Annotated in this window: 17 protein-coding genes and 1 pseudogene; 7 read left to right on the top strand and 11 right to left on the bottom strand. The window is 72.6% G+C overall.

The annotated features are described in order from the left end of the window. Positions 1–41: 41 nt before the first annotated feature. Positions 42–1,169: a glycosyltransferase family 4 protein gene (locus SNA_RS15760; protein WP_044365487.1), complete on the bottom strand. Its 1,128-nt coding sequence runs from the start codon at positions 1,167–1,169 to the stop codon at positions 42–44. 173 nt (positions 1,170–1,342) lie between these two features. Here SNA_RS15760 and SNA_RS15755 point away from each other — a divergent pair, with 173 nt between their 5' ends. Beyond that, positions 1,343–1,567: a helix-hairpin-helix domain-containing protein gene (locus SNA_RS15755; protein ID WP_241779674.1), complete on the top strand. Its 225-nt coding sequence runs from the start codon at positions 1,343–1,345 to the stop codon at positions 1,565–1,567. Between the two features lie 70 nt (positions 1,568–1,637). On the opposite strand, the gene SNA_RS15750 is transcribed toward SNA_RS15755, so the two are convergent. Then, positions 1,638–3,062: a hypothetical protein gene (locus tag SNA_RS15750; RefSeq protein ID WP_030066450.1), complete on the bottom strand. Its 1,425-nt coding sequence runs from the start codon at positions 3,060–3,062 to the stop codon at positions 1,638–1,640. 323 nt (positions 3,063–3,385) lie between these two features. Between SNA_RS15750 and SNA_RS15745 the strand changes: the two genes are divergently transcribed. Next, on the top strand, positions 3,386–4,852 hold the full coding sequence (locus tag SNA_RS15745) for a PP2C family protein-serine/threonine phosphatase (protein ID WP_044365485.1): 1,467 nt from the start codon (positions 3,386–3,388) through the stop codon (positions 4,850–4,852). Positions 4,853–4,905: 53 nt separating this feature from the next. Here the strand turns inward: SNA_RS15745 and SNA_RS15740 are convergent, their stop codons facing one another. Next, positions 4,906–6,441 (bottom strand): DNA-binding protein NsdB, encoded by a 1,536-nt coding sequence (locus SNA_RS15740; RefSeq protein ID WP_030066447.1) that lies wholly within the window; start codon positions 6,439–6,441, stop codon positions 4,906–4,908. 286 nt (positions 6,442–6,727) lie between these two features. Here SNA_RS15740 and SNA_RS15735 point away from each other — a divergent pair, with 286 nt between their 5' ends. Both SNA_RS15735 and SNA_RS15730 read left to right on the top strand, forming a co-directional pair. Next, complete coding sequence (locus SNA_RS15735) at positions 6,728–7,861, top strand: aminoglycoside phosphotransferase family protein (RefSeq protein WP_078969930.1); 1,134 nt, start codon at positions 6,728–6,730, stop codon at positions 7,859–7,861. A 312-nt stretch (positions 7,862–8,173) separates the two neighbouring features. After that, positions 8,174–10,204 (top strand): N-acetylmuramoyl-L-alanine amidase, encoded by a 2,031-nt coding sequence (locus tag SNA_RS15730; protein WP_044365481.1) that lies wholly within the window; start codon positions 8,174–8,176, stop codon positions 10,202–10,204. Between the two features lie 95 nt (positions 10,205–10,299). Here SNA_RS15730 and SNA_RS15725 read toward each other — a convergent pair whose 3' ends face one another. From SNA_RS15725 to SNA_RS15715, 3 genes are all read right to left on the bottom strand, one after another. After that, on the bottom strand, positions 10,300–10,800 hold the full coding sequence (locus tag SNA_RS15725) for a hypothetical protein (protein ID WP_030066442.1): 501 nt from the start codon (positions 10,798–10,800) through the stop codon (positions 10,300–10,302). Positions 10,801–10,928: 128 nt separating this feature from the next. Continuing rightward, positions 10,929–11,330 (bottom strand): ACT domain-containing protein, encoded by a 402-nt coding sequence (locus SNA_RS15720; RefSeq protein WP_030066441.1) that lies wholly within the window; start codon positions 11,328–11,330, stop codon positions 10,929–10,931. Further along, entirely contained in the window at positions 11,320–11,931 is a 612-nt protein-coding gene (locus SNA_RS15715; RefSeq protein ID WP_044365479.1) for a CGNR zinc finger domain-containing protein, read from the bottom strand. The genes SNA_RS15720 and SNA_RS15715 overlap by 11 nt, the downstream gene beginning before the upstream one ends. A 48-nt stretch (positions 11,932–11,979) precedes the next feature. On the opposite strand from SNA_RS15715, the pseudogene SNA_RS44995 reads away from it, so the two are divergent. The 3 genes and pseudogenes from SNA_RS44995 to SNA_RS15705 form a co-directional block, all read left to right on the top strand. Then, a pseudogene (locus tag SNA_RS44995) lies at positions 11,980–12,237 on the top strand (oxidase); the annotation flags it as partial. Between the two features lie 113 nt (positions 12,238–12,350). Further along, positions 12,351–12,452: a pyridoxine 5'-phosphate oxidase C-terminal domain-containing protein gene (locus SNA_RS44990; RefSeq protein ID WP_338059803.1), complete on the top strand. Its 102-nt coding sequence runs from the start codon at positions 12,351–12,353 to the stop codon at positions 12,450–12,452. After that, positions 12,449–13,186, top strand: a complete 738-nt coding sequence (locus tag SNA_RS15705; RefSeq protein ID WP_030070715.1) for a leucine-rich repeat domain-containing protein — start codon at positions 12,449–12,451, stop codon at positions 13,184–13,186. The genes SNA_RS44990 and SNA_RS15705 overlap by 4 nt, the downstream gene beginning before the upstream one ends. Before the next feature lie 75 nt (positions 13,187–13,261). Here the strand turns inward: SNA_RS15705 and SNA_RS15700 are convergent, their stop codons facing one another. The 5 genes from SNA_RS15700 to SNA_RS15680 all read right to left on the bottom strand — a co-directional run bounded on the left by SNA_RS15700 (position 13,262) and on the right by SNA_RS15680 (position 17,769). Beyond that, positions 13,262–13,501 (bottom strand): DUF397 domain-containing protein, encoded by a 240-nt coding sequence (locus tag SNA_RS15700; RefSeq protein ID WP_030070713.1) that lies wholly within the window; start codon positions 13,499–13,501, stop codon positions 13,262–13,264. Between the two features lie 100 nt (positions 13,502–13,601). Beyond that, positions 13,602–14,768: a thiolase domain-containing protein gene (locus SNA_RS15695; protein WP_044365477.1), complete on the bottom strand. Its 1,167-nt coding sequence runs from the start codon at positions 14,766–14,768 to the stop codon at positions 13,602–13,604. Continuing rightward, positions 14,765–15,868, bottom strand: coding sequence for a thiolase domain-containing protein (locus tag SNA_RS15690; RefSeq protein WP_044365475.1), 1,104 nt, complete (start codon positions 15,866–15,868; stop codon positions 14,765–14,767). The genes SNA_RS15695 and SNA_RS15690 overlap by 4 nt, the downstream gene beginning before the upstream one ends. Beyond that, positions 15,868–16,857, bottom strand: a complete 990-nt coding sequence (locus SNA_RS15685) for a Zn-ribbon domain-containing OB-fold protein (protein WP_044365473.1) — start codon at positions 16,855–16,857, stop codon at positions 15,868–15,870. Before SNA_RS15685 ends, SNA_RS15690 begins: the two co-directional genes overlap by 1 nt. A 129-nt stretch (positions 16,858–16,986) precedes the next feature. Continuing rightward, on the bottom strand, positions 16,987–17,769 hold the full coding sequence (locus SNA_RS15680) for a crotonase/enoyl-CoA hydratase family protein (RefSeq protein ID WP_044365529.1): 783 nt from the start codon (positions 17,767–17,769) through the stop codon (positions 16,987–16,989). Positions 17,770–18,081: the final 312 nt, after the last annotated feature.

Genomic DNA, 18,081 nt, shown 5'->3' with positions numbered 1-18,081 from the left:
CCCCCAGCCTCCGGCCGGGGGGACCCCCAGGCTGCGCTCGCTCATGCCGCCACCGCCGTCCGGCCGGCGAGCACCGCCTCGTAGTGGCCGAGCAGCTGGTCCCCCACGGCTTCCCAGGTCCGGTCCTCGACGGCCGTGCGGGCCGCCGTGCCGTAGCGGACGCGCAGTTCGGCGCTGCGCCCCAGCAGCCGTACGGCGTCCCGTACCGCCCCGCCGTCACCCGGCGTCACCAGCAGTCCGGTACGACCGTGGTCCACCAGGTCCAGCGGCCCGCCGGCGCGCGGCGCGACCACCGGCACCCCGGAGGCCATCGCCTCCTGCACGGTCTGGCAGAAGGTCTCGTACGGCCCGGTGTGGACGAAAATATCCAAGGAGGCGTAGATCCGGGCGAGTTCATCGCCGGTGCGGCGGCCCAGGAAGCGCGCCTCGGGCAGGGCCGCGCGCAGCCCGGCGGCGCTGGGGCCGTCGCCGATGACGACGGTCCGCACGCCGGGCAGCCGGGAGGTCTCGGCCAGCAGCCGGACGTCCTTCTCCGGGGCCAGCCGCCCCACGTACCCCACCAGCAGCTCCCGCCCCGCTGCCAGTGAGCTGCGCAGCACCGCATCGCGCCGTCCGGGGTGAAAACGCGCGGAGTCGACGCCCCGGGGCCACAGATGGACCCGGGGCACGCCGTGCTCGGACAGATCCAGCAGGGCCGCGCTGGACGGCGCCAGGGTCCGGGCGGCGGCACCGTGCACGGTCCTGATCCGCCGCCAGGCCGTCGCACCGCCACCGCCCAGATACGTACGGGCGTAGCGGCCCATGTCCGTCTGATAGACGGCGATCGCGGGCACCCGCCGCCGGGCCGCGGCCGCCATCGCGCGGGCGCCGAGGACGAACGGGCTTGCCAGGTGCACCACATCCGGCCGGTGCTCATCCAGCGCGGCGGCCAGCCGCCGCCCGGGCAGCGCGATGCGGACCTGCGGATAGCCGGGCAGCGGTACGGAGGGCACCCGCACGACCGGGCAGGGGCTCTCGACGGTCACACCGGCCGGGTCATGGCCGCCCAGTGGCGCGACGACCAGCGGATCATGGCCCCGTCGGACGAGGTGCCGGGCGGTTTCCAGGGCGCAGCGGGCGACGCCGTTGACATCGGGCGGGAAGGATTCGGTGACGATGACGACACGCATACCGCTGTTGTCGGCGCGCCGTGCGTGGACCGGACCAAGGGGATCTTTCCAGCCGGGAAACGTCCCATGAGCGTTGCGCTGCGCCCGCCGTGACCGGGCGGCCGGTCCGCCCGGATGTCAGGCTGGAACGGGCGCCCCCGGCGCCGCATCGCAGCGAACCGGTGAGGAGACCCGTGACGGCCGACGACACGGAGCTGACCGAGCCCTCCGACGGCATTCCCCCGCAGGTCGGCGCCCCGGCACGGCGGGCCCTGGAGCGGGCCGGCTATCTGCGGCTGTCGCAGCTGGCCGGGGCGAGCGAGGCCGAGCTGCGCCGCCTGCACGGGATGGGTCCCAAGGCGCTGGGCATCCTGCGGGATGCGCTGGCGGCACAGGGGATGTCGTTCGCGCGGGAGTGACGGAGGCGGCAGGGCGTCCCCCGGGAGCGGGCGTCTGGCGCGTCCCAGGACCTGTCCGATGGGTCAGGTCCTAGACCCCTTGCGCCTCGGGCCCGAACCGGCTGCGGACCGCCGTCTGGACCTCGGCCTCCTCCGCCGGATCGGCGGCGAGGCGGCGCAGCTGCTCGACGACCCGGTCGTCGCCGGTGGCGGCGTGCCGGGCGGCGAGTTCGCGGGTGGTCTCCTCGCAGTCCCACAGGCATTCGACGGCGAAGCCGGCCGCGAAGCCGGGGTCGGTGGCGGCGAGCGCACCGGCGGCCCGGCCGCGCAGATGGGACGAGGAGGTCTCCCGGTAGATGTGGCGCAGTACGGGGGCGGCGCAGCCGACGCCGAGGCGGCCGACGCCGTCGACCAGCTCCCACAGGCCGTCCGCGTCGGGGCCTTCCTCCCTGACGGTGCGGCGCAGCGCGGCCAGCACCAGGTCGGCGTCGCGCTGCGCGCCGCAGCGGGCGAGCATCGCGGCGGCGGACCCGCCGAGCCGGTCCGTACGCCGGGCCCACAGGCGGGCCCGTTCGACGGCGGCGACGCTGCGCATCCGCTCGAAGGCGGCGAGCGCCGCGGCAGCCAGGGGTTCGGTGGTCAGCGGGCAGCCGACCGTGTCCTCGATCAGGTCGAGAACGTCGCGGTCGCCGCGTTCGGCGAGGTGGTGGAGGACGGCGGCGCGCGCCGTGTCCGGCCCGCTGCGCGCGGTGCGCAGCAGCTCGGGGCGGTCCTCGGGGCCCGCCACGGCGCCCAGGCAGCGGGCGGCGGCGAGGTGGCGGTGGTCCTCGTGCTCCGGCTCCAGGCCCTCCTGGGCCCACTGGAGGACCTCGGTCACGCTCCAGCCGGGCCGCGGCCCGCGGGGCCGCAGCTGGCGCTGCCATCGGTCGAAGGAGCCCTGTTCGCCGGCGGCGGCCAGCCGCGGGGCGTAGCGGGGGTCCTCGGCCCACAGCCGCCAGGGCCGGGGCTCGAAGGCGTCGCGGACGGCGGCGCCCAGCTCGGCCCGGCCCTCCTCGGTGTCGGGGAAGCGGGCGAGCACGGCGGGGGCCAGGCTCATCAGGCCCGCGTCGTCGTCGCGCAGGGCGAGCTCGTCGAGGGCCCAGCGCCAGTTGCTGCCGGCCGCGGCGTAGCTGCGCAGCAGCAGACGGGCGGCGTCGCGGCCGTATGCGGCGAGGTGGCCGAGCACCGCGAGGGCGAGGCCGGTGCGCTCCTCGCCGGTGTCGACGAGGTCGTCGGGGTGGAAGAGGTGCCGTTCGATCTCTTCGAGTCCGCCGTCGAGCTGCATGTAGAGGCGGGCGTAGTACAGCGAGCGGTTCTCGACCTGCCAGTCGCGCCGGGGGTCACGCAGCACGCTGTCGTTGAGCGCCGCGTGCGCCTCGGCGCGCGGCGCCGCGAGGGCATGCAGGGTCCCGTCGCCGCGGCCTCGCTGAAGGAGGCCGAGCAGGGTCCCGCTGGGCGCTATGTCTGGATCGAACATGAGGTCAGCATCCGGGGCGAGGGGCAGGCTGGCAACGGGATTTCCGCTGACCGGCATTCTTGCCGGTGACCGCGGGCCGTATGCGTCGTTCCCACCATGGATCGGCGGGCATGACAGTGTGACGGCGGCCGCAGCCTACCTGGAAGCTGTCATTCCGCCGATTCGACCCCGGGGTTGCCACAGAAGGCCCGTGGCATATGCCAGCTGCACCACCGTATCGGGTAATGCCAAATCCCTTACGGACCGTCGCAGCCTGTGCAACAGTCGTTACCGGCCCCTTCTGTCAGACCTGGCCCCGGCGCCGCCTGATCACGGAGTACGTCATGCCGTCCCCTCTCTTCGCGGATCACTCAGCCGACCGGTCTCCCGAGCGCGACACCGTCGAGGCACTCATCACGCAGGCCCGCCGCCTGCGCGGCGGCCTGGACGCGGTGCGACGGGAGTCCGCGGCGGTGGACACCGGCCTCGCCACAGACCCGCAGCTGCGCTGGCAGCGGGCGCTGTGCGACCTCGCGGTGCACCACCTCGACGACCTCGGAGGCCATCTCGACCAGCTGAGAGAGGGCCTGCCGACCGAGGACGAGACGGAGCAGGCGCCGGCTGCCGACATGCCCGCGGCACCTCCCGAGCCGGCCCCGCACGAGCGCGGCTCGCTGCTGCGCCGGGTGGGCAGCGCCGAGTGGAATCTGCTCACCGACGAGGTGAGCTGGTCCGACGAGCTCTTCACGATGTTCGGCCGCCGGCCGTCCGACGGGCCGCTGACCCTCGACGAGCTGCCGTCCCTGGTGCTGGCCGAGGACCAGGAGGGACTGGCCGCGATGGTCACCGACTGCCTGGTGGACGGCAAGCCGATCGACGGCGAATTCCGCATCGTGCGCCCGGACGCCAGCCTGCGCACGGTCCACATGGTGGGCGAGCCGGTGCTGGACGCCGACGGCAGCACGGCCTGCATGTGGGCCGTACTGCGCGATGTCAGCGAGCTGCGGCGCAGCCAGGCGGCGGTGCGCGAGAGCGTGGACTCGTTGCAGCGCGAACGGCAGATCGCGCAGACCGAGCACCGGCTGGCGGTCGAGCTCCAGGAGTCCGTGCTTCCCCAGTGGCGCGACTCGCTGCGCTTCCCGCAGGGCGGCCCGGTCGCTCTCGACTTCGCCGGCCGCTATCTCCCCTCCGGCACCAGCGCACTGATCGGCGGCGACTGGTACGACGCCCTCCAACTCCCGGACGGCACCACTCTTTTGAGCGTCGGCGATCTGACCGGACACGGCGTCACCGCCACCTCCGGGATGGCGATGGTGCTCGGCGCGCTGCGGGGCATGGCCGTCACCGGCCAGCAGCCGGGACCGCTGATGGGTTTCCTCAACCAGCTGCTGGACTCCACCGCCCAGCCCGCGCTGGGCAGCGCGGTGTGCTGCCGCTTCGACCCAAGGACCCGGCAACTGACCTGGGCCCAGGCCGGGCACCCCGCGCCGCTGCTGTTCCGCGGCGGCACGGGGCGCGCGCTGGACCCGCCCGAGGGCGTCCTGCTCGGGGCGACCTCGGGCGCGAGCTACGCCCAGCACACCGAACAACTCGAACCGGGCGATCTGCTCGTCCTGCACACCGACGGTCTGGTGCCCCGCCGTCAGCCCGCCCTCGACGCCCATGAGGGAGCCGAGCGGCTGCTGGCGCTGGCGCCACGGTTCGCCACGGCCCGTAGCGCCCAGGACAGCGTCCGTATCGTCGTCGAGGAATTCGGCAGCACCGAGCGCGAGGACGACGCCTGTGTGCTGATCGCCAGGATCGGCGACTGACACACGGGGCATCATCGACCCGCCCGGACCGGTACCCCTCGGACCTGGACCGCTCAGACCGCGAAATTGGGTCCCAGACCGCCGGCCGACCCCAGTCCCGGGCCGAGCCCCGCGCCGCTTCCCTTCTGCCTGGTCTTCGCCTTCGGCAGGACATGCTGGATCTCCTCGCGCAGGTCCTGGATCTTGGCGTAGTCGGTGTACTGATTGGTGAGCCGGAACATCTCCCGCAGCCGGTCCCAGGTGCGATGGGAGGAGTTCTCGCCGATGGACACCAGAGCCAGCCGGGCGTAGCGGTCGGCCTGTTCGGGGTCGTCGCCAAGGAAGCAGGCCGAGGCCATCGAGATGTAGTCGAAGATCTGCGATCGCTGGAAGCCCGCATTGCGCAGCCGCAGCGCCTGCTTGGCATGGCTCTGAGCGATCTTGGCGACCGACGGGTCGTGATCGGCGAGCGTACGGAAGGCCAGCGCCTGCATACCGTGCAGATCCGCCTCGTCGAACATCTGCATCCAACTGGGCGGCGGCACATCGCCCTTGTCCGAGACGAACAGCTCCTCCGCCTCGCCGAGCGTACGGCGCATCGCCTGGCCGTTGCCCTTGGCCGCCTGCGCCCACGCCTCGATGGTGTGCAGCATGGCGCGGGTCCGCGGCAGGGTGTGCTCGCCGGAGCCGGACTGGGCCAGCTTCATCAGGTCCAGGGCGTCGTCCGGACGGCCCAGGTGGACCATCTGGCGGGCGGCGCGGGAGAGCGCCTCGCCGGCCCGGGGGCGGTCGCCGCCCTCGCGTGCGGCGTGGGCGGCGATGACGAAGTACTTCTGGGCGGTGGGCTCCAGGCCGACGTCATGGGACATCCAGCCGGCCAGCACCGCGAGGTTGGCCGCCACGCCCCACAACCTGCGCTGGAGATGGTCGGGATGGCGGTAGGCGAGCATGCCGCCCACCTCGTTGAGCTGGCCCACCACCGCCTTGCGCTGGAGGCCGCCGCCGCGGTTGGCGTCCCAGGCGCGGAAGACTTCGACCGAGCGCTCCAGCGCATCGATCTCCTGGGACCCCACAGGGGCTGCTTCGTAGCGGTCGAGGCCGATCTGCTCCAGGCCGTCGGAGGTGAACGGATCGTCGTGGCGGGGGGCTTCGGCGGTCAGGGCCGGGTCGGTGTGCAGCCAGTCGTGCATGGCGCCGGTGAGAGCGGTTCCCGCGGCGAGCGCCGCGCCCGCGCCCACCAAGCCGCGTCGATTGAGCATGAGGTCCATTCCCGTGAATTCCGTGAGGACCGCAGCGGTCCGTTCGGGAGCCCACGGCAGACCGTCCATGGCCTGCCGCTTCCCCGAGCGACCGGTTCTGGCGAACCCGAGGTCCTCGATGGTTACGACACGGCCGAGGCGCTCGGTGAACAGGGAAGCCAGGACCTTGGGCACCGGGTCGCGGGGCGTCTCCCCCATATCGATCCAGCGGCGCACTCGCGAGGTGTCGGTCGCCAGCTGCGGATGGCCCATGGCCGCCGCCTGCCGGTTGACCAGTCTCGCCAGCTCTCCCTTGGACCAGCCCGCCAGGCCGAAAAGGTCCGCGAGACGGGTGTTCGGCTGCCTGTCCACGTCAAGCCCCCAGGTTCCTCGACTGAGTTGACAGTAACGGCCGGTGACATGGGCTGCGACCATTCGCCAGGGTTCGCCAGGGTGCGCCAGATGGTCTGCCACCCATCACCCGTTGTTCGGTAGGTGTGCAGCCCCCGGCCCGGTGGCGGGACCGCATTCCCCAGGGTGCGCGCCCTTGACAGGGACCCTGGATCGGCCTCCGCTCACGGACCCGTTCACCGGGTGCCCTCCACCGGGCCGGGAGCGCACTGCAACTCGTCGGCGCACGAAGGGATCTGTCTCACCCATGTATGCAGCATCGTCCGCCGTGACCGCCACCGCCCGGCCGTACCGCCCGCACCCCTCCGGCAGCGGGCCGTATCTCGACCCCTCCCCGTCAGCGGGGGGAGTCGCCGGCCTCCCCGGCGGACGCATCCGGCGGTCACAGGGGACGGGCACCCAACCGCTCAGCGGGAGACTCGACTTGTCCGGCAGCCAGGGCGCCCAGCTGCGCGCCGCCGTCGCCTCGGTGCACCGCATCTGTCCGGAGTTCCATCCGGTCCAGGTGCTGCGCCGCAGCGGCAAGTCCGTGCTCCTGGTGGGCACGACGGGCCGGACGAGCGCGGTCGCCAAGTGTTTACTGGACCACTCCCCCGCGTGGTCCGAGCGGTTCCGGCAGGAAATAGCTGCTTACCGCGCATTCGTCCGGCATCGCCCGCCGGTACGGGTGCCGCGTCTGGTGGCCGCCGATCCCGACAACTGCACCCTGATCATCGAGCGGATGCCGGGCCGGGTGGCGGCCGCGGCCCGGCATCCGGCCGAGGCCCCGCCCCGCGCGGACCTGCGGGCCGCGCTCGGTGCGATCTGCCGGATCAACCTCTGGCGGCCGCCGCCCGGCCTGTTCGAGGCGCCGCTGGACTACGCGGGCCGCATCGGCCGCTATCACGACCTCGGACTGCTGACCGACCGGGACCTGGGCGATCTCCAGAAGCTGCTGCACGGCCTGTCGCACACCCAGGGCCAGTTCTGCCACGGCGATGCGTTGCTGAACAATGTGCTGCTGTCGCCCACCGGCCCGGTGCTCCTGGACTGGGACAGCGCGGGCTGGTACCTGCCGGGCTACGACCTGGCGACCCTGTGGTCGGTGCTCGGTGACGCCCCGGTGGCGCGCCGTCAGATCAGCCAGCTCGCCCAGTCGGCGGGTCCCGCCGCGCGGGATGCCTTCCTGGTGAATCTGATGCTGATCCTCACCCGCGAGATCCGACGCTACGAAACGGCGGTCCAGCGGACCATGCGCGAGCCCGTCCCCATCGGGGCTCCGGGACCGGGACAGCCCGGTGCGCCCGCGGCGGGCGAGGAGCAGCGGCTGCTCCTGCGCCGGCTCCACGACGACTGCCAGATGGCGCGGCGTGCGGTGAGGGCGGCGGTCGGCACGCGCTGACCAGGGGTACGAAAGAGCGGCGCGCCCGGGACGGGGCGCGCCGCTCACCCATGTGTGGAAGTGACACGCCGGGTGCCGGCCACATTGGTCCATTCCACTGACGCCCCGCAGGCCGGGCGCCCGCTCCGGGAAGGATCCCCGGGAGATGCCCTGACATGCGAAATCCCGACCGGACGTGGCGTTTGAGGGAGCGTCGGCACACCTCTGGCCCCGGGCCGACGGCTGGCTTTACTCTCGGGTCCCCGCTCCGTACGGCTGTTTGCGCATCAACCGTCACATCGCGTCGGCTCGGGCCGGCTTGAGGAGGCAGTTTTGCGAGGATCCGCCCCGGAAGACGAGAAGAGCACCGCCCGCCCCGCCCTACGCAGGTCCATCACCGTCGCCGCCGCCGCGTTACTGCTGCTGCCGCTGGCCTCTGCCACCCCGTCCGCGGGCGCCGCCAAGCCCGGTCCGGATGCACTACAGCGCGCCTTCACCCAGGCCGCCGACCGCTATCACGTACCGCGCAGTGTGCTGCTCGGCGTCTCCTATCTGGAGTCCCGCTGGGACGAACACGGCGGCGCACCCAGCGTCTCCGGCGGCTATGGTCCGATGCATCTGACCGACGCCCGTACGGCCCTGTCGCGGGCGCCGGAGTTCAGCGGGCCGGACGGGGACGCCCGCGGGGACGGCTCGCGCGCCGGTGGGGCCGCTGCCGCCGCTCGGGCCGAGCGGGCGGCGCTGCCCGCCGAACTTCCCGCCCGGCTGCGCACCTTGCGCCGGGCGGCCGAGCTGACCGGGCTGTCGCCGCAGAAACTGCGCACCGATCCGGCGGCGAACGTGCTCGGCGGGGCCGCGCTGCTGGCCGCCGAACAGCGCAGCCTGGGGCGGGCCGGCAGCGCCGACCCGGCCCGGTGGTATGCGGCGGTGGCGCGGTACGGGGGCGAGGACAGCCGCGAGGCGGGCGCCGCCTTCGCGAATGACGTGTATGCGGTGATGCGGCAGGGCCAGAGCCGTATGACCGACGCCGGGCAGCTCATCACCCTGGCCGCCGCGCCCGGGCTGCGCATCGACTCCGGCCAGGCGAATCGGGCCGGCCTGCGGCAGGCGTCGGCGGCGGGCCGCCGGGCCGCGCCGGGCGATCCGGGCGGCCCGTGGGAGGTGGAGTGCCCGTGGACGGTGGCCTGTGAGTCGGTCCCGGCCCCGTACGAGGAGTTCGGCGATCACGACTACGGCAACCACGATCTGGCCAACCGTCCCCGCGACCAGCGCATCGACACGATCGTCATCCATGACACCGAGGGGTCCTGGGAGACCACGCTCCGGCTGATCAAGGACCCGAAGTATGTGTCCTGGCACTACACGGTCCGCTCCTCCGACGGGCTGATCGCCCAGCACGTCCCGACCAAGGACGTCGGCTGGCACGCCGGGAACTGGTACGTCAACTCGCATTCCGTCGGCGTCGAGCATGAAGGTTTCCTCGCCTCGCCGGACGCCTGGTACACGGAGGCGATGTACCGTACGTCGGCCCGGCTGGTGCGCTATCTGAGCAGGAAGTACGACATCCCGCTCGACCGGCAGCACATCATCGGCCATGACAACGTGCCCGGGACGACCACGGCGACGATCAAGGGGATGCACACCGACCCGGGGCCGTACTGGGACTGGGACCACTACTTCACCCTGCTGGGCGCGCCGTTCAAGCCCAATGCGGGCCCGTCGGGCGGGCTGGTGACCATCCGCCCCGACTACGACCGCAACCGTCCGCAGTACACCGGCTGCGCGAAGCCGGGGCAGCCGTGCCCGTCGCACGGTTCGACGGCGGTCCGGCTCCACACCGCGCCGGACGAGCGCGCTCCGCTGGTACGGGACATCGGGCTGCACCCCGACGGCAGCGATTCGACCATCGACGTCAATGACACCGGGGCCCGCGCCTCCACCGGCCAGCGGTTCGCGGTGGCCGACCGGGCGGGTGACTGGACGGCGATCTGGTACCTCGGGCAGAAGGCGTGGTTCCGCAACCCGGACGGCGCGCGGACGGCGGTGAACTCGCGCGGCCTGATCGCCACGCCGAAGGACGGCCGCCCGGCCATCCCGGTCTACGGCCGGGCGTACCCGGAGCAGGAGGCGTATCCGCCGGGGGTGCCCTACCAGGCCGTCTCGCCGCTGCCTTACACGCTCCTGGCCGGGCAGAAGTACGCGGTCGGGGACCGGGTGCGCGGTGACTACTTCTACTCGCCGACGTTCGATGTCAGCGGGCATGCGGTGGTGCGCGGCGAGGACGTCTACTACGAGATCCAGCTCGGGCACCGGGTCGGGTACGTCCGGGCGGCCGATGTCGACATCCGCCCGTCGGACGCGTGAGGGGCGCCGCCGGGGCTCCGGTCGGGTGAGCGTATGCGTCGCGCCCGGTGGAGGGCGGTGCCGTCCACCGGGCGCAGCGGGGGTGAGCCGTGGGGTCAGCCCTGCTGGAAGAGCTCCGCGGGCAGCGGCTTGAGCAGGGCGTAGAGATCGTCGGTGATCGGGCGGTCCCAGCTGGCGATGGTGACCAGGACGCCGTCGCTGCGGTCGAACTGGGCGCAGGAGATCCGGCTCTCGGAGCATTTGATGCGCTTGACGATCAGCAGGTTGTCCTCGTGCATCACCGGGGTGTCCTCGCTCTCGACGACCGTGACCGGCTCGTCGTTGCCGAGCGCCGCGAGCAGCTGGGCCACCTCGAAGGGCACCTCGTCGTCCTCGAGGTCGCGGGCCGGGGAGCCCTCCGGCAGATTGCCGATGATCATCGCGGGGCCGCGGCCGCCGAACAGGTCGTACCGCAGAAAGACGCCCTGGCAGGTGCCGTCGGGCGCGGGCAGCAGCCCGGCACCCAGATTGCCCGGCCAGTCGCCCGGGTCCATGGCGAGCACATCGAAGTCAGGACCAGCGGGCGTGGCTGCGCTACGGCGTCGGAGGAAGGACATGCCGCCATCGTACGTGGCCGGACGGCGCGGGCGGCGCGGACATCGGGGCGCGGGAGCGGGGCGCTCCGGGGCCGCGGGCGGCGGGCGCACGCCCCGCTCAGTTCCGACCCTGACCCATCGGACAGGCCCTAAGTCCCTGCCCGCTCGGCCAGCGCGGTGAGCAGCCGGATCGCCTCGTCGGCCGCGTCGTACGGCACAAACAGGTGATCATGGAAGTAGCCGGCGACGACGTTGCAGCTGAGGCCCTCGGCGGCGAGTTCGGCGGCGACGGCGGCGGTCAGGCCGACGGCGTCCAGGGAGGAGTGGACGCGCAGGGTGATCCAGCCCGCCACATAGGCGTAGCCCAGGCCCGTCCGGTCGGCGTCCTCCTGCCGTACGACCAGGGTGAGCCCCTCGGGTTCGGCGATCGTGACGACCGGCGCCGCCCCCTCCGGGACGGCTCCGGGCACCGTCGTGAACACATAGCGGCCCTCGTGCAGCTCGGGCCGCATGCTCCGCAGCAGCACCTGAAGATCGCGTTCACCGTTCATCTGTCCCACCGTGGCCTTCCTTTCGCCGTTCGTGGTGGCGCGCCACGCGGGCGCGGTTGCCGCAGGAGGGGGTGCACCACTCCTGGCGGGGGTGGTCCTTGACGAAGTACCGCACGCAGCGCGGGGCCGCGCAGGCCCGCAGGAGGGTGCGTTCGGGCCCGTCGAGGAAGGCGATGACGGCGCGGGCGAGCGCGGCGGTGAGCCGGTCGGCGGCGGGCGGGTCGCCGACCGGACGGCTACCGGTCTGCGGCGGGGCGTCCGGGGCCCAGACGAGGCGGGGCACGGTCGGGACCAGGGCCGCGGCGGCGTTCAGGCGGCGCAGCGCCTCGTCCTCGGGGAGCAGCCGGTGGGCGTCGGCGCGGCTGGCCGGCCGTGGGTGGACGGCGCGGGCGAACAGGGCCCGGGTGGCCGCGCGCAGCTCCCGTACGGCGGCCAGGAGCGCCGCGTCCGCGGTGGTCTGCGGGGCGCCGTCCAGGAGGGCGGTGCGCTCGCGCAGCCAGGCCGCGAGTCCGGCCGTATCGGAGAGGTCGTCGGCGATGCCGCCGTGGCCGTCGTGGCGGAGGGTTACGGCGAGTTCGAGGGCGAGCCGCGGGGCGGTCATAGGGCTAATGCTAGCCTCCGGGCAAGCCGTTAGGAATGAGGGAGTGCCATGACCGATCCAAGGACCGGCCTCCGTCAACTGCTGCGCCGGCTCCCGGTGTTCGTGGGCGGACTGCCGGCGTTCGATCCCGATGAGGCACCCGGCGAACCGGTGGCCCTGTTCACCTCCTGGCTGCTCGACGCCATACGCCGGCAGATCCCCGAACCGCACGCGATGACGGTCTCGACGGCCGACGCGGACGGCAATCCGTCCGCCCGTACGCTGATCCTCAAGGACCTCGACGCGGCCGGCCGGCGGTTCGCGGCGCATGCCGACAGCGTCAAGGGACGCGAGCCGGCGGAGCGTCCGCATGCGGCGCTGACGTTCTCTTGTCCCCCACGCCTTAAGGGCGCGGGAGGGGCCCCATCGCTCGCCCGTCGGTGGAGTTCTGGCAGGGCGACTGGAAACGCAAGCACACCCGGCTCGTCCACCGACGCAAGGCCGGCACCGAACTGTGGACGAAGGGCCTGCTGTGGCTGTGACGACGACGGACGGAATCTGTCTCAACTACTGGAAGGCGGGCCTGAGTTCGGCCCCCGACGAGGTCTGGCGGCACGAGGACGACTGCACGGCCCTGATCCTGGCCGACAACCACCTCACCGAACTCCCGGCCGCGCTCGGCCGCCTCCGCTCACTGCACACGCTCGACCTCGGCCACAATGCGCTGACCGGAATTCCCGAGGAAATCGGCGAATTGGCGGCCGGGCTGACCCGGTATCTGTATCTGCACGACAACAGGATCACCGGCCTGCCGGACGGGCTGTGCGCGCTGGACCGGCTCGGCTATCTCAATATCGGGGAGAATCCGCTGGGGCGCCTCCCGGAAAGGACCGGGGAAATGGCCGGTCTGGTGGAACTGCGCGCCCAGCACGCCGCGTTGGTGTCCTTGCCGGTGTCGGTGGGGAAACTCGGCTCCCTCCGCGAAGTATGGCTGGGCGGCAATATGCTGGCCGAACTACCCGATACCGTCGAGGGGCTGCGCTCCCTGCGGGTGCTGGAACTGCGGAACAATGCCCTGCCCCGCGTCCCCGAGGCACTGCGCACGCTGCCGCTGCTGCGACGGATCGATCTGCGGGGCAATCGGATCGGGGAATTGCCGTCATGGCTCACCGAACTGCCGTCGCTGGAAAAGCTGGACGTGCGGTGGAATGCGGTGGCGGATTCCGCGGAACCGGTTCTGGCACTACGGGAAATGGGGTGCGTGGTGCTCACCTGAGGTCCTTCCGGGGTCCCCACGCGTTCGGGGCACCCCGGAAGAGCGCGGTCGGACCGCATTCCGTCCGACCGCGGACTACGTCAGGTCGAACTCCCCTTCACGCGCCCCCAGCACGAACCCGCGCCATTCCCCGGGCGTGAAAATCAACGCCGGGATCTCCGGGCTACGGCCGTTGCGCATCGCGATATAGCCCTCGACGAAGGCGATCTGGACGTCGCCCACGCCCTGGCTGCTCGACTGCCACTCGGCGTGGGTCAGATCGAGATCGGGCGCACTCCCACCCGTCAGCCGCTGCTCGGTGATGCTGTCGGCCACGTTGCCGCTCCTCCCGGTTGGTCGGTCCGGCCGTCAGGGTAGTCACCGGGGCCGGGGACGGACAGGGCGCGACCGACCACGCCCGGCCGTCGTACGGGCCCTAGACGGCGGGCGGCTCCGCGCCCACCAGCCACATCGAGAAGAACTGCGAGCCGCCTCCGTAGGCATGGCCCAACGCCCGCCTGGCGCCGTCGACTTGATGCTCGCCGGCTCGGCCGCGTACCTGGAGGGCGGCCTCGGCGAAGCGGAGCATTCCGGAGGCGCCGATGGGGTTGGTGGACAGCACGCCGCCGGAGGGGTTGACGGGCAGGTCGCCGTCCAGTTCGGTGACGCCGGACTCGGTGAGTTTCCAGCCCTCACCCTCCTCGGCGAAGCCCAGGTTCTCCAGCCACATCGGCTCGTACCACGAGAACGGGACGTACATTTCGACGGCGTCGATCTCGCGGCGGGGGTCGGTGATACCGGCCTGGCGGTAGACGTCGGCGGCGCAGTCCTTGCCCGCCTGCGGGGAGACGAAGTCCTTGCCCGCGAAGAGGGTGGGTTCGCTGCGCATCGCGCCGCCGTGCACCCAGGCGGGCGGGTGCGGGGCGCGGGCGGCCCCGGTGCGGTCGGTGAGGATCATGGCGCAGGCACCGTCGGAGGACGGGCAGGTCTCGGAGTAGCGGACGGGGTCCCAGAGCATGGGGGACGCCTGGACCTTCTCCAGCGTCAGACCGGTTTCGTGAAGGTGCGCGTAGGGGTTCTTGAGGGCGTTACGGCGGTCCTTGTAGGCGACGAGGGAGCCGATGGTGTCCGGGGCGCCCGTGCGGCGCATATAGGCGCGGATATGCGGGGCGAAGAAGCCGCCGGCGCCCGCGAGCAGCGGCTGCTGGAAGGGGATCGGCAGGGACAGGCCCCACATCGCGTTGGACTCGGACTGCTTCTCGAAGGCGAGGGTCAGGACCGTACGGTGGACCCGGGCGGCGACGAGGTTGGCGGCGACCAGGGCGGTGGAGCCGCCGACGGAGCCCGCCGTGTGCACCCGCAGCATCGGCTTGCCCACGGCGCCGAGCGCATCGGCCAGATAGAGCTCGGGCATCATGACGCCCTCGAAGAAGTCGGGGGCCTTGCCGATGACGACGGCGTCGATATCGGCCCAGGTCAACTGGGCGTCCTCCAGAGCGCGCCCCGCGGCCTCACGGACGAGTCCGGCGATCGAGACATCGCGGCGGGCGGCGACGTGGTGGGTCTGGCCGATGCCGGTGACGGCCACGGGCTCCTTGCTCATCGCGTCTCTCCTTCCAGGACGGCGACCAGGTTCTGCTGTAGGCACGGCCCCGAGGTGGCGTGCGCGAGGGCGCGGTCGGACTCCCCGCGCTGGATGCGGGCCGCGGCCTCGCCGAGGCGGATGAGGCCGGCGGCCATGACGGGGTTGGCGGCGAGCGCACCGCCGGAGGGGTTGATACGGACCCCCGCGCCGTCCGGCCCGTCGAGCGCGAGTGCGCGGCGCAGGACGACCTCCTGGGAGGTGAACGGGGCGTGCAGTTCGGCCGTGTCCACGGGCCGTGCGAAGTAGCCGGCGCGCTCCGCGGCCAGCCGGGTGGACGGGGAGTCGGTCAGGTCGCGGACGCCCAGGGCGTGGGCCTCGATGCGGTGGTCGAGGCCGCGGATCCAGGCGGGCCGGTCGCACAGCCGGCGGGCGGTGTCACCGGCGGCGAGGACGACGGCGGCCGCCCCGTCGCCGATGGGCGGGCAGTCGCCGGTCCGGAGCGGGGCGACGACAGGGTCCCCTGCGGGTACGGCGCCGCGCAGCTGGGCGTGCGGGTTGGCCTCGGCGGCAGTGCGGCTGCGGGCCGCGATGCCCGCCAGCGCGCCCTGGTCGGTCAGCCCCGCGTCGATCAGGGCCTGCGCCTGGAGGGCGGCGAGAGCGACGGAATCCGGCCACAGCGGGGCGAGGTAGTACGGGTCGAGCTGACGGGTGAGGACCTCGCGGAGGTCGCCGGGTGAGGACTTGCCGTACGCGTAGACCAGCGCGGTCTCCGCCTCGCCGGTCAGCAGCTTGACCCAGGCCTCGTACAGCGCCCAGGCACCGTCCATCTCCACATGGGATTCGGAGATCGGCGGCCAGGCGCCGACGCCGTCCAGCGCCATGGTGAAGGAGAAGGCGCGGCCGGCGAGGTAGTCGCTGGATCCGGAGCAGGTGAAGTCGATATCGCCGGCCTTGAGTCCGGTGCGCGACACGACGTCGTGCAGCACCGGCATCAGCATCTCGACCTCGGAGGTCTCGGCGCTGCTGCGGACGTGATCGCTCTGCCCGAAGGCGACGATGGCGACCTCGCGCAGCGGGCCGGTCGAGGGGCCGCTCGGGCCGGTCGAGGGGCCGGGCATCAGATCAGCTCCTTGTAGCTGTCGTAGTCGGCGTCGGGTTCGCCGGTCGGGCGGTAGTGGTCGGGGATGGGGGCAGCTCCCATGTCTTCAGGGCTATGGGGGAAGGCGCCGTCGGCCCAGACGGGTTCGACCCGCAGGCCCATGCGGACCTGGTCGTAGGGGATGCCGCCGATACGGGCGTGCAGGGCCAGGTCGGCGCCGTCCAGGGCGATATGGGCGTAGACGTAGGGGACGTCGATGTCCAGGTTGCGGGCCTTGATGTTGACGATGCAGAAGGTGGTGACGGTGCCGCGGGGGCCGACCTCGACCTGGGTACTGGTGGCCACGCCACAGGTGGGGCACGCGCCGCGGGGCGGGACATAGACCTTGCGGCAGGCGGGACAGCGTTCGCCCAGGGTCCTGCGGTCGGCGAGCGCCTGGATGTAGCGGGACTGGGCGGCGCCGGGTGAGTAGGTGTAGTCGAGGCGGGCGGGGGCGGTGATGCCGGTGAGGAGGTCGGGGAACTGTCCGTCGTGGGCGACGGGTTCACGGGTGCGCCCGTCGTCTCCGGTGCTCTCGTCCGGTTCGAAGCAGGCGATGTCGGTGATCGCGCCGGTACGTTCGGCGGCCCAGCGGATGCGGACCCGCATCCCGGTACGTACGGCGTCGGGGCCGGGCGCGTCCAGGGCGTGCAGCAGGGCGGTGTCGGCGCCGTCGAGCCGGACCAGGACCCATGCGAAGGGCGTATCCAGGGGCTGTCCGCGGCGCGGGGCGGGGTTCCAGGCCCAGGTGGTGACGGTGCCCGCGGTGCCGACCTCGACCAGCTCGCGGATCTCCTCGGCCGTGACCGGGTCGTATTCGGCGGGCGGGACGACGACCCGGCCGTCGCTCGCCGTGACGCCGAGGACGGTACGTTCGCGCAGCCCCGTGAGGAAGGCGCTCTGCACGGGCCCGAGCGAGCGGGTGAAGGGGAATTCGACGACGAGGGGCGCGGTGAGGATCTCTGGCATGGGGGCTCCGTGAGGGGTGGGGCGGGGTGGGCGAGGCGGGGTTGGGGGACGAGGGGGGAGGGGACGCGGCGGCCCTCAGCAGGCGTCCAGGTCCTCGGGCACCCAGGTCCTCCGCCGCCCAGGGTCCGGTCAGGCGCGCCGATAGACGGGCGGCCGTTTCTCCGCGAACGCGCGTGAGCCTTCCTTGGCGTCGTCGGTGTCGAAAATCGGCCATCCACGGGCGAGTTCGGCGGCGAGCCCGTCGGTCTCGGTCATCCCCGCGGTCTCGTAGACGGACGCCTTGACGGCCTCGACGGCGAGCGGTCCGCAGGCGTTGATCTGCTCGGCGATCTCCAGGGCCTTGTCGAGCGCACTGCCGTCGGGGACGACGTGGCCGATCAGGCCGATGCGGGCGGCCTCGGGTGCCGGGTACGGACGGCCGGTGAGCAGCATTTCGAGGGCGTGGGTACGGGGGATCTGGCGGGCGAGGCGGACGGTGGAGCCGCCGATCGGGAACAGCCCGCGCCTGACCTCGTAGAGACCGAAGGTCGCGCTCTCGCCCGCGATGCGGATGTCGGTGCCCTGGAGGATCTCCGTGCCCCCGGCGACACAGTGGCCCTCGACGGCGGCGATCACCGGTTTGCGGGGACGGTGGTGCCGCAGCATCGCCTTCCAGTGCAGATCGGGGTCGGCGCGCAGCCGGTCGCGGTACCGTTCGCCCGCCATCCCCTTGCCGGCCAGGGCCTTGAGGTCCATCCCCGCGCAGAAGGTGCCGCCGGCCCCGGTGAGCACGATGGAGCGGATGTCGTCGTCCTCGTCGGCCGCCACCCAGCCGTCGTAGAGGCCCACCAGCATCGGCAGCGAGAGGGCGTTCTTCGCCTCCGGCCGGTTGAGGGTGAGCACCAGGGTCGCACCGCACCGCTCCACGGTCAGATGTTCCGTCCCGCCCCCGCCCCCTGGCCGTGCCGGGCCCTCTTCCTGGCCAGGACTTCCCGCCCGTCCTCCGCTTCCCGTGCTGCCGCCACTTCCCCCGCTTCCCGTTCCTTCCCTGCCGCCCACCATTCCGTCCTCCCGTCTCAAGGCGTAGAACAGGTAGAACAGGTTGCAGTAGCGCCACGGCGACTTCAAGGCTTTTTCTGACACCTAGTCAGATTTCTTGGCTCCGGGGCCTTCCCTGCTCCTCCCCCCGGCGCTCTAATGACCGCCGTGGTCCGGTCCGGCGGGACGGGACCAGGCCGCCGTCCG

The organism is Streptomyces natalensis ATCC 27448, assembly GCF_000935125.1.
Taxonomy (GTDB): Bacteria; Actinomycetota; Actinomycetes; order Streptomycetales; family Streptomycetaceae; genus Streptomyces; species Streptomyces natalensis.
Note: the sequence above shows the minus strand (reverse complement) of the source record. Positions and strands in the feature narration are given on the sequence as shown.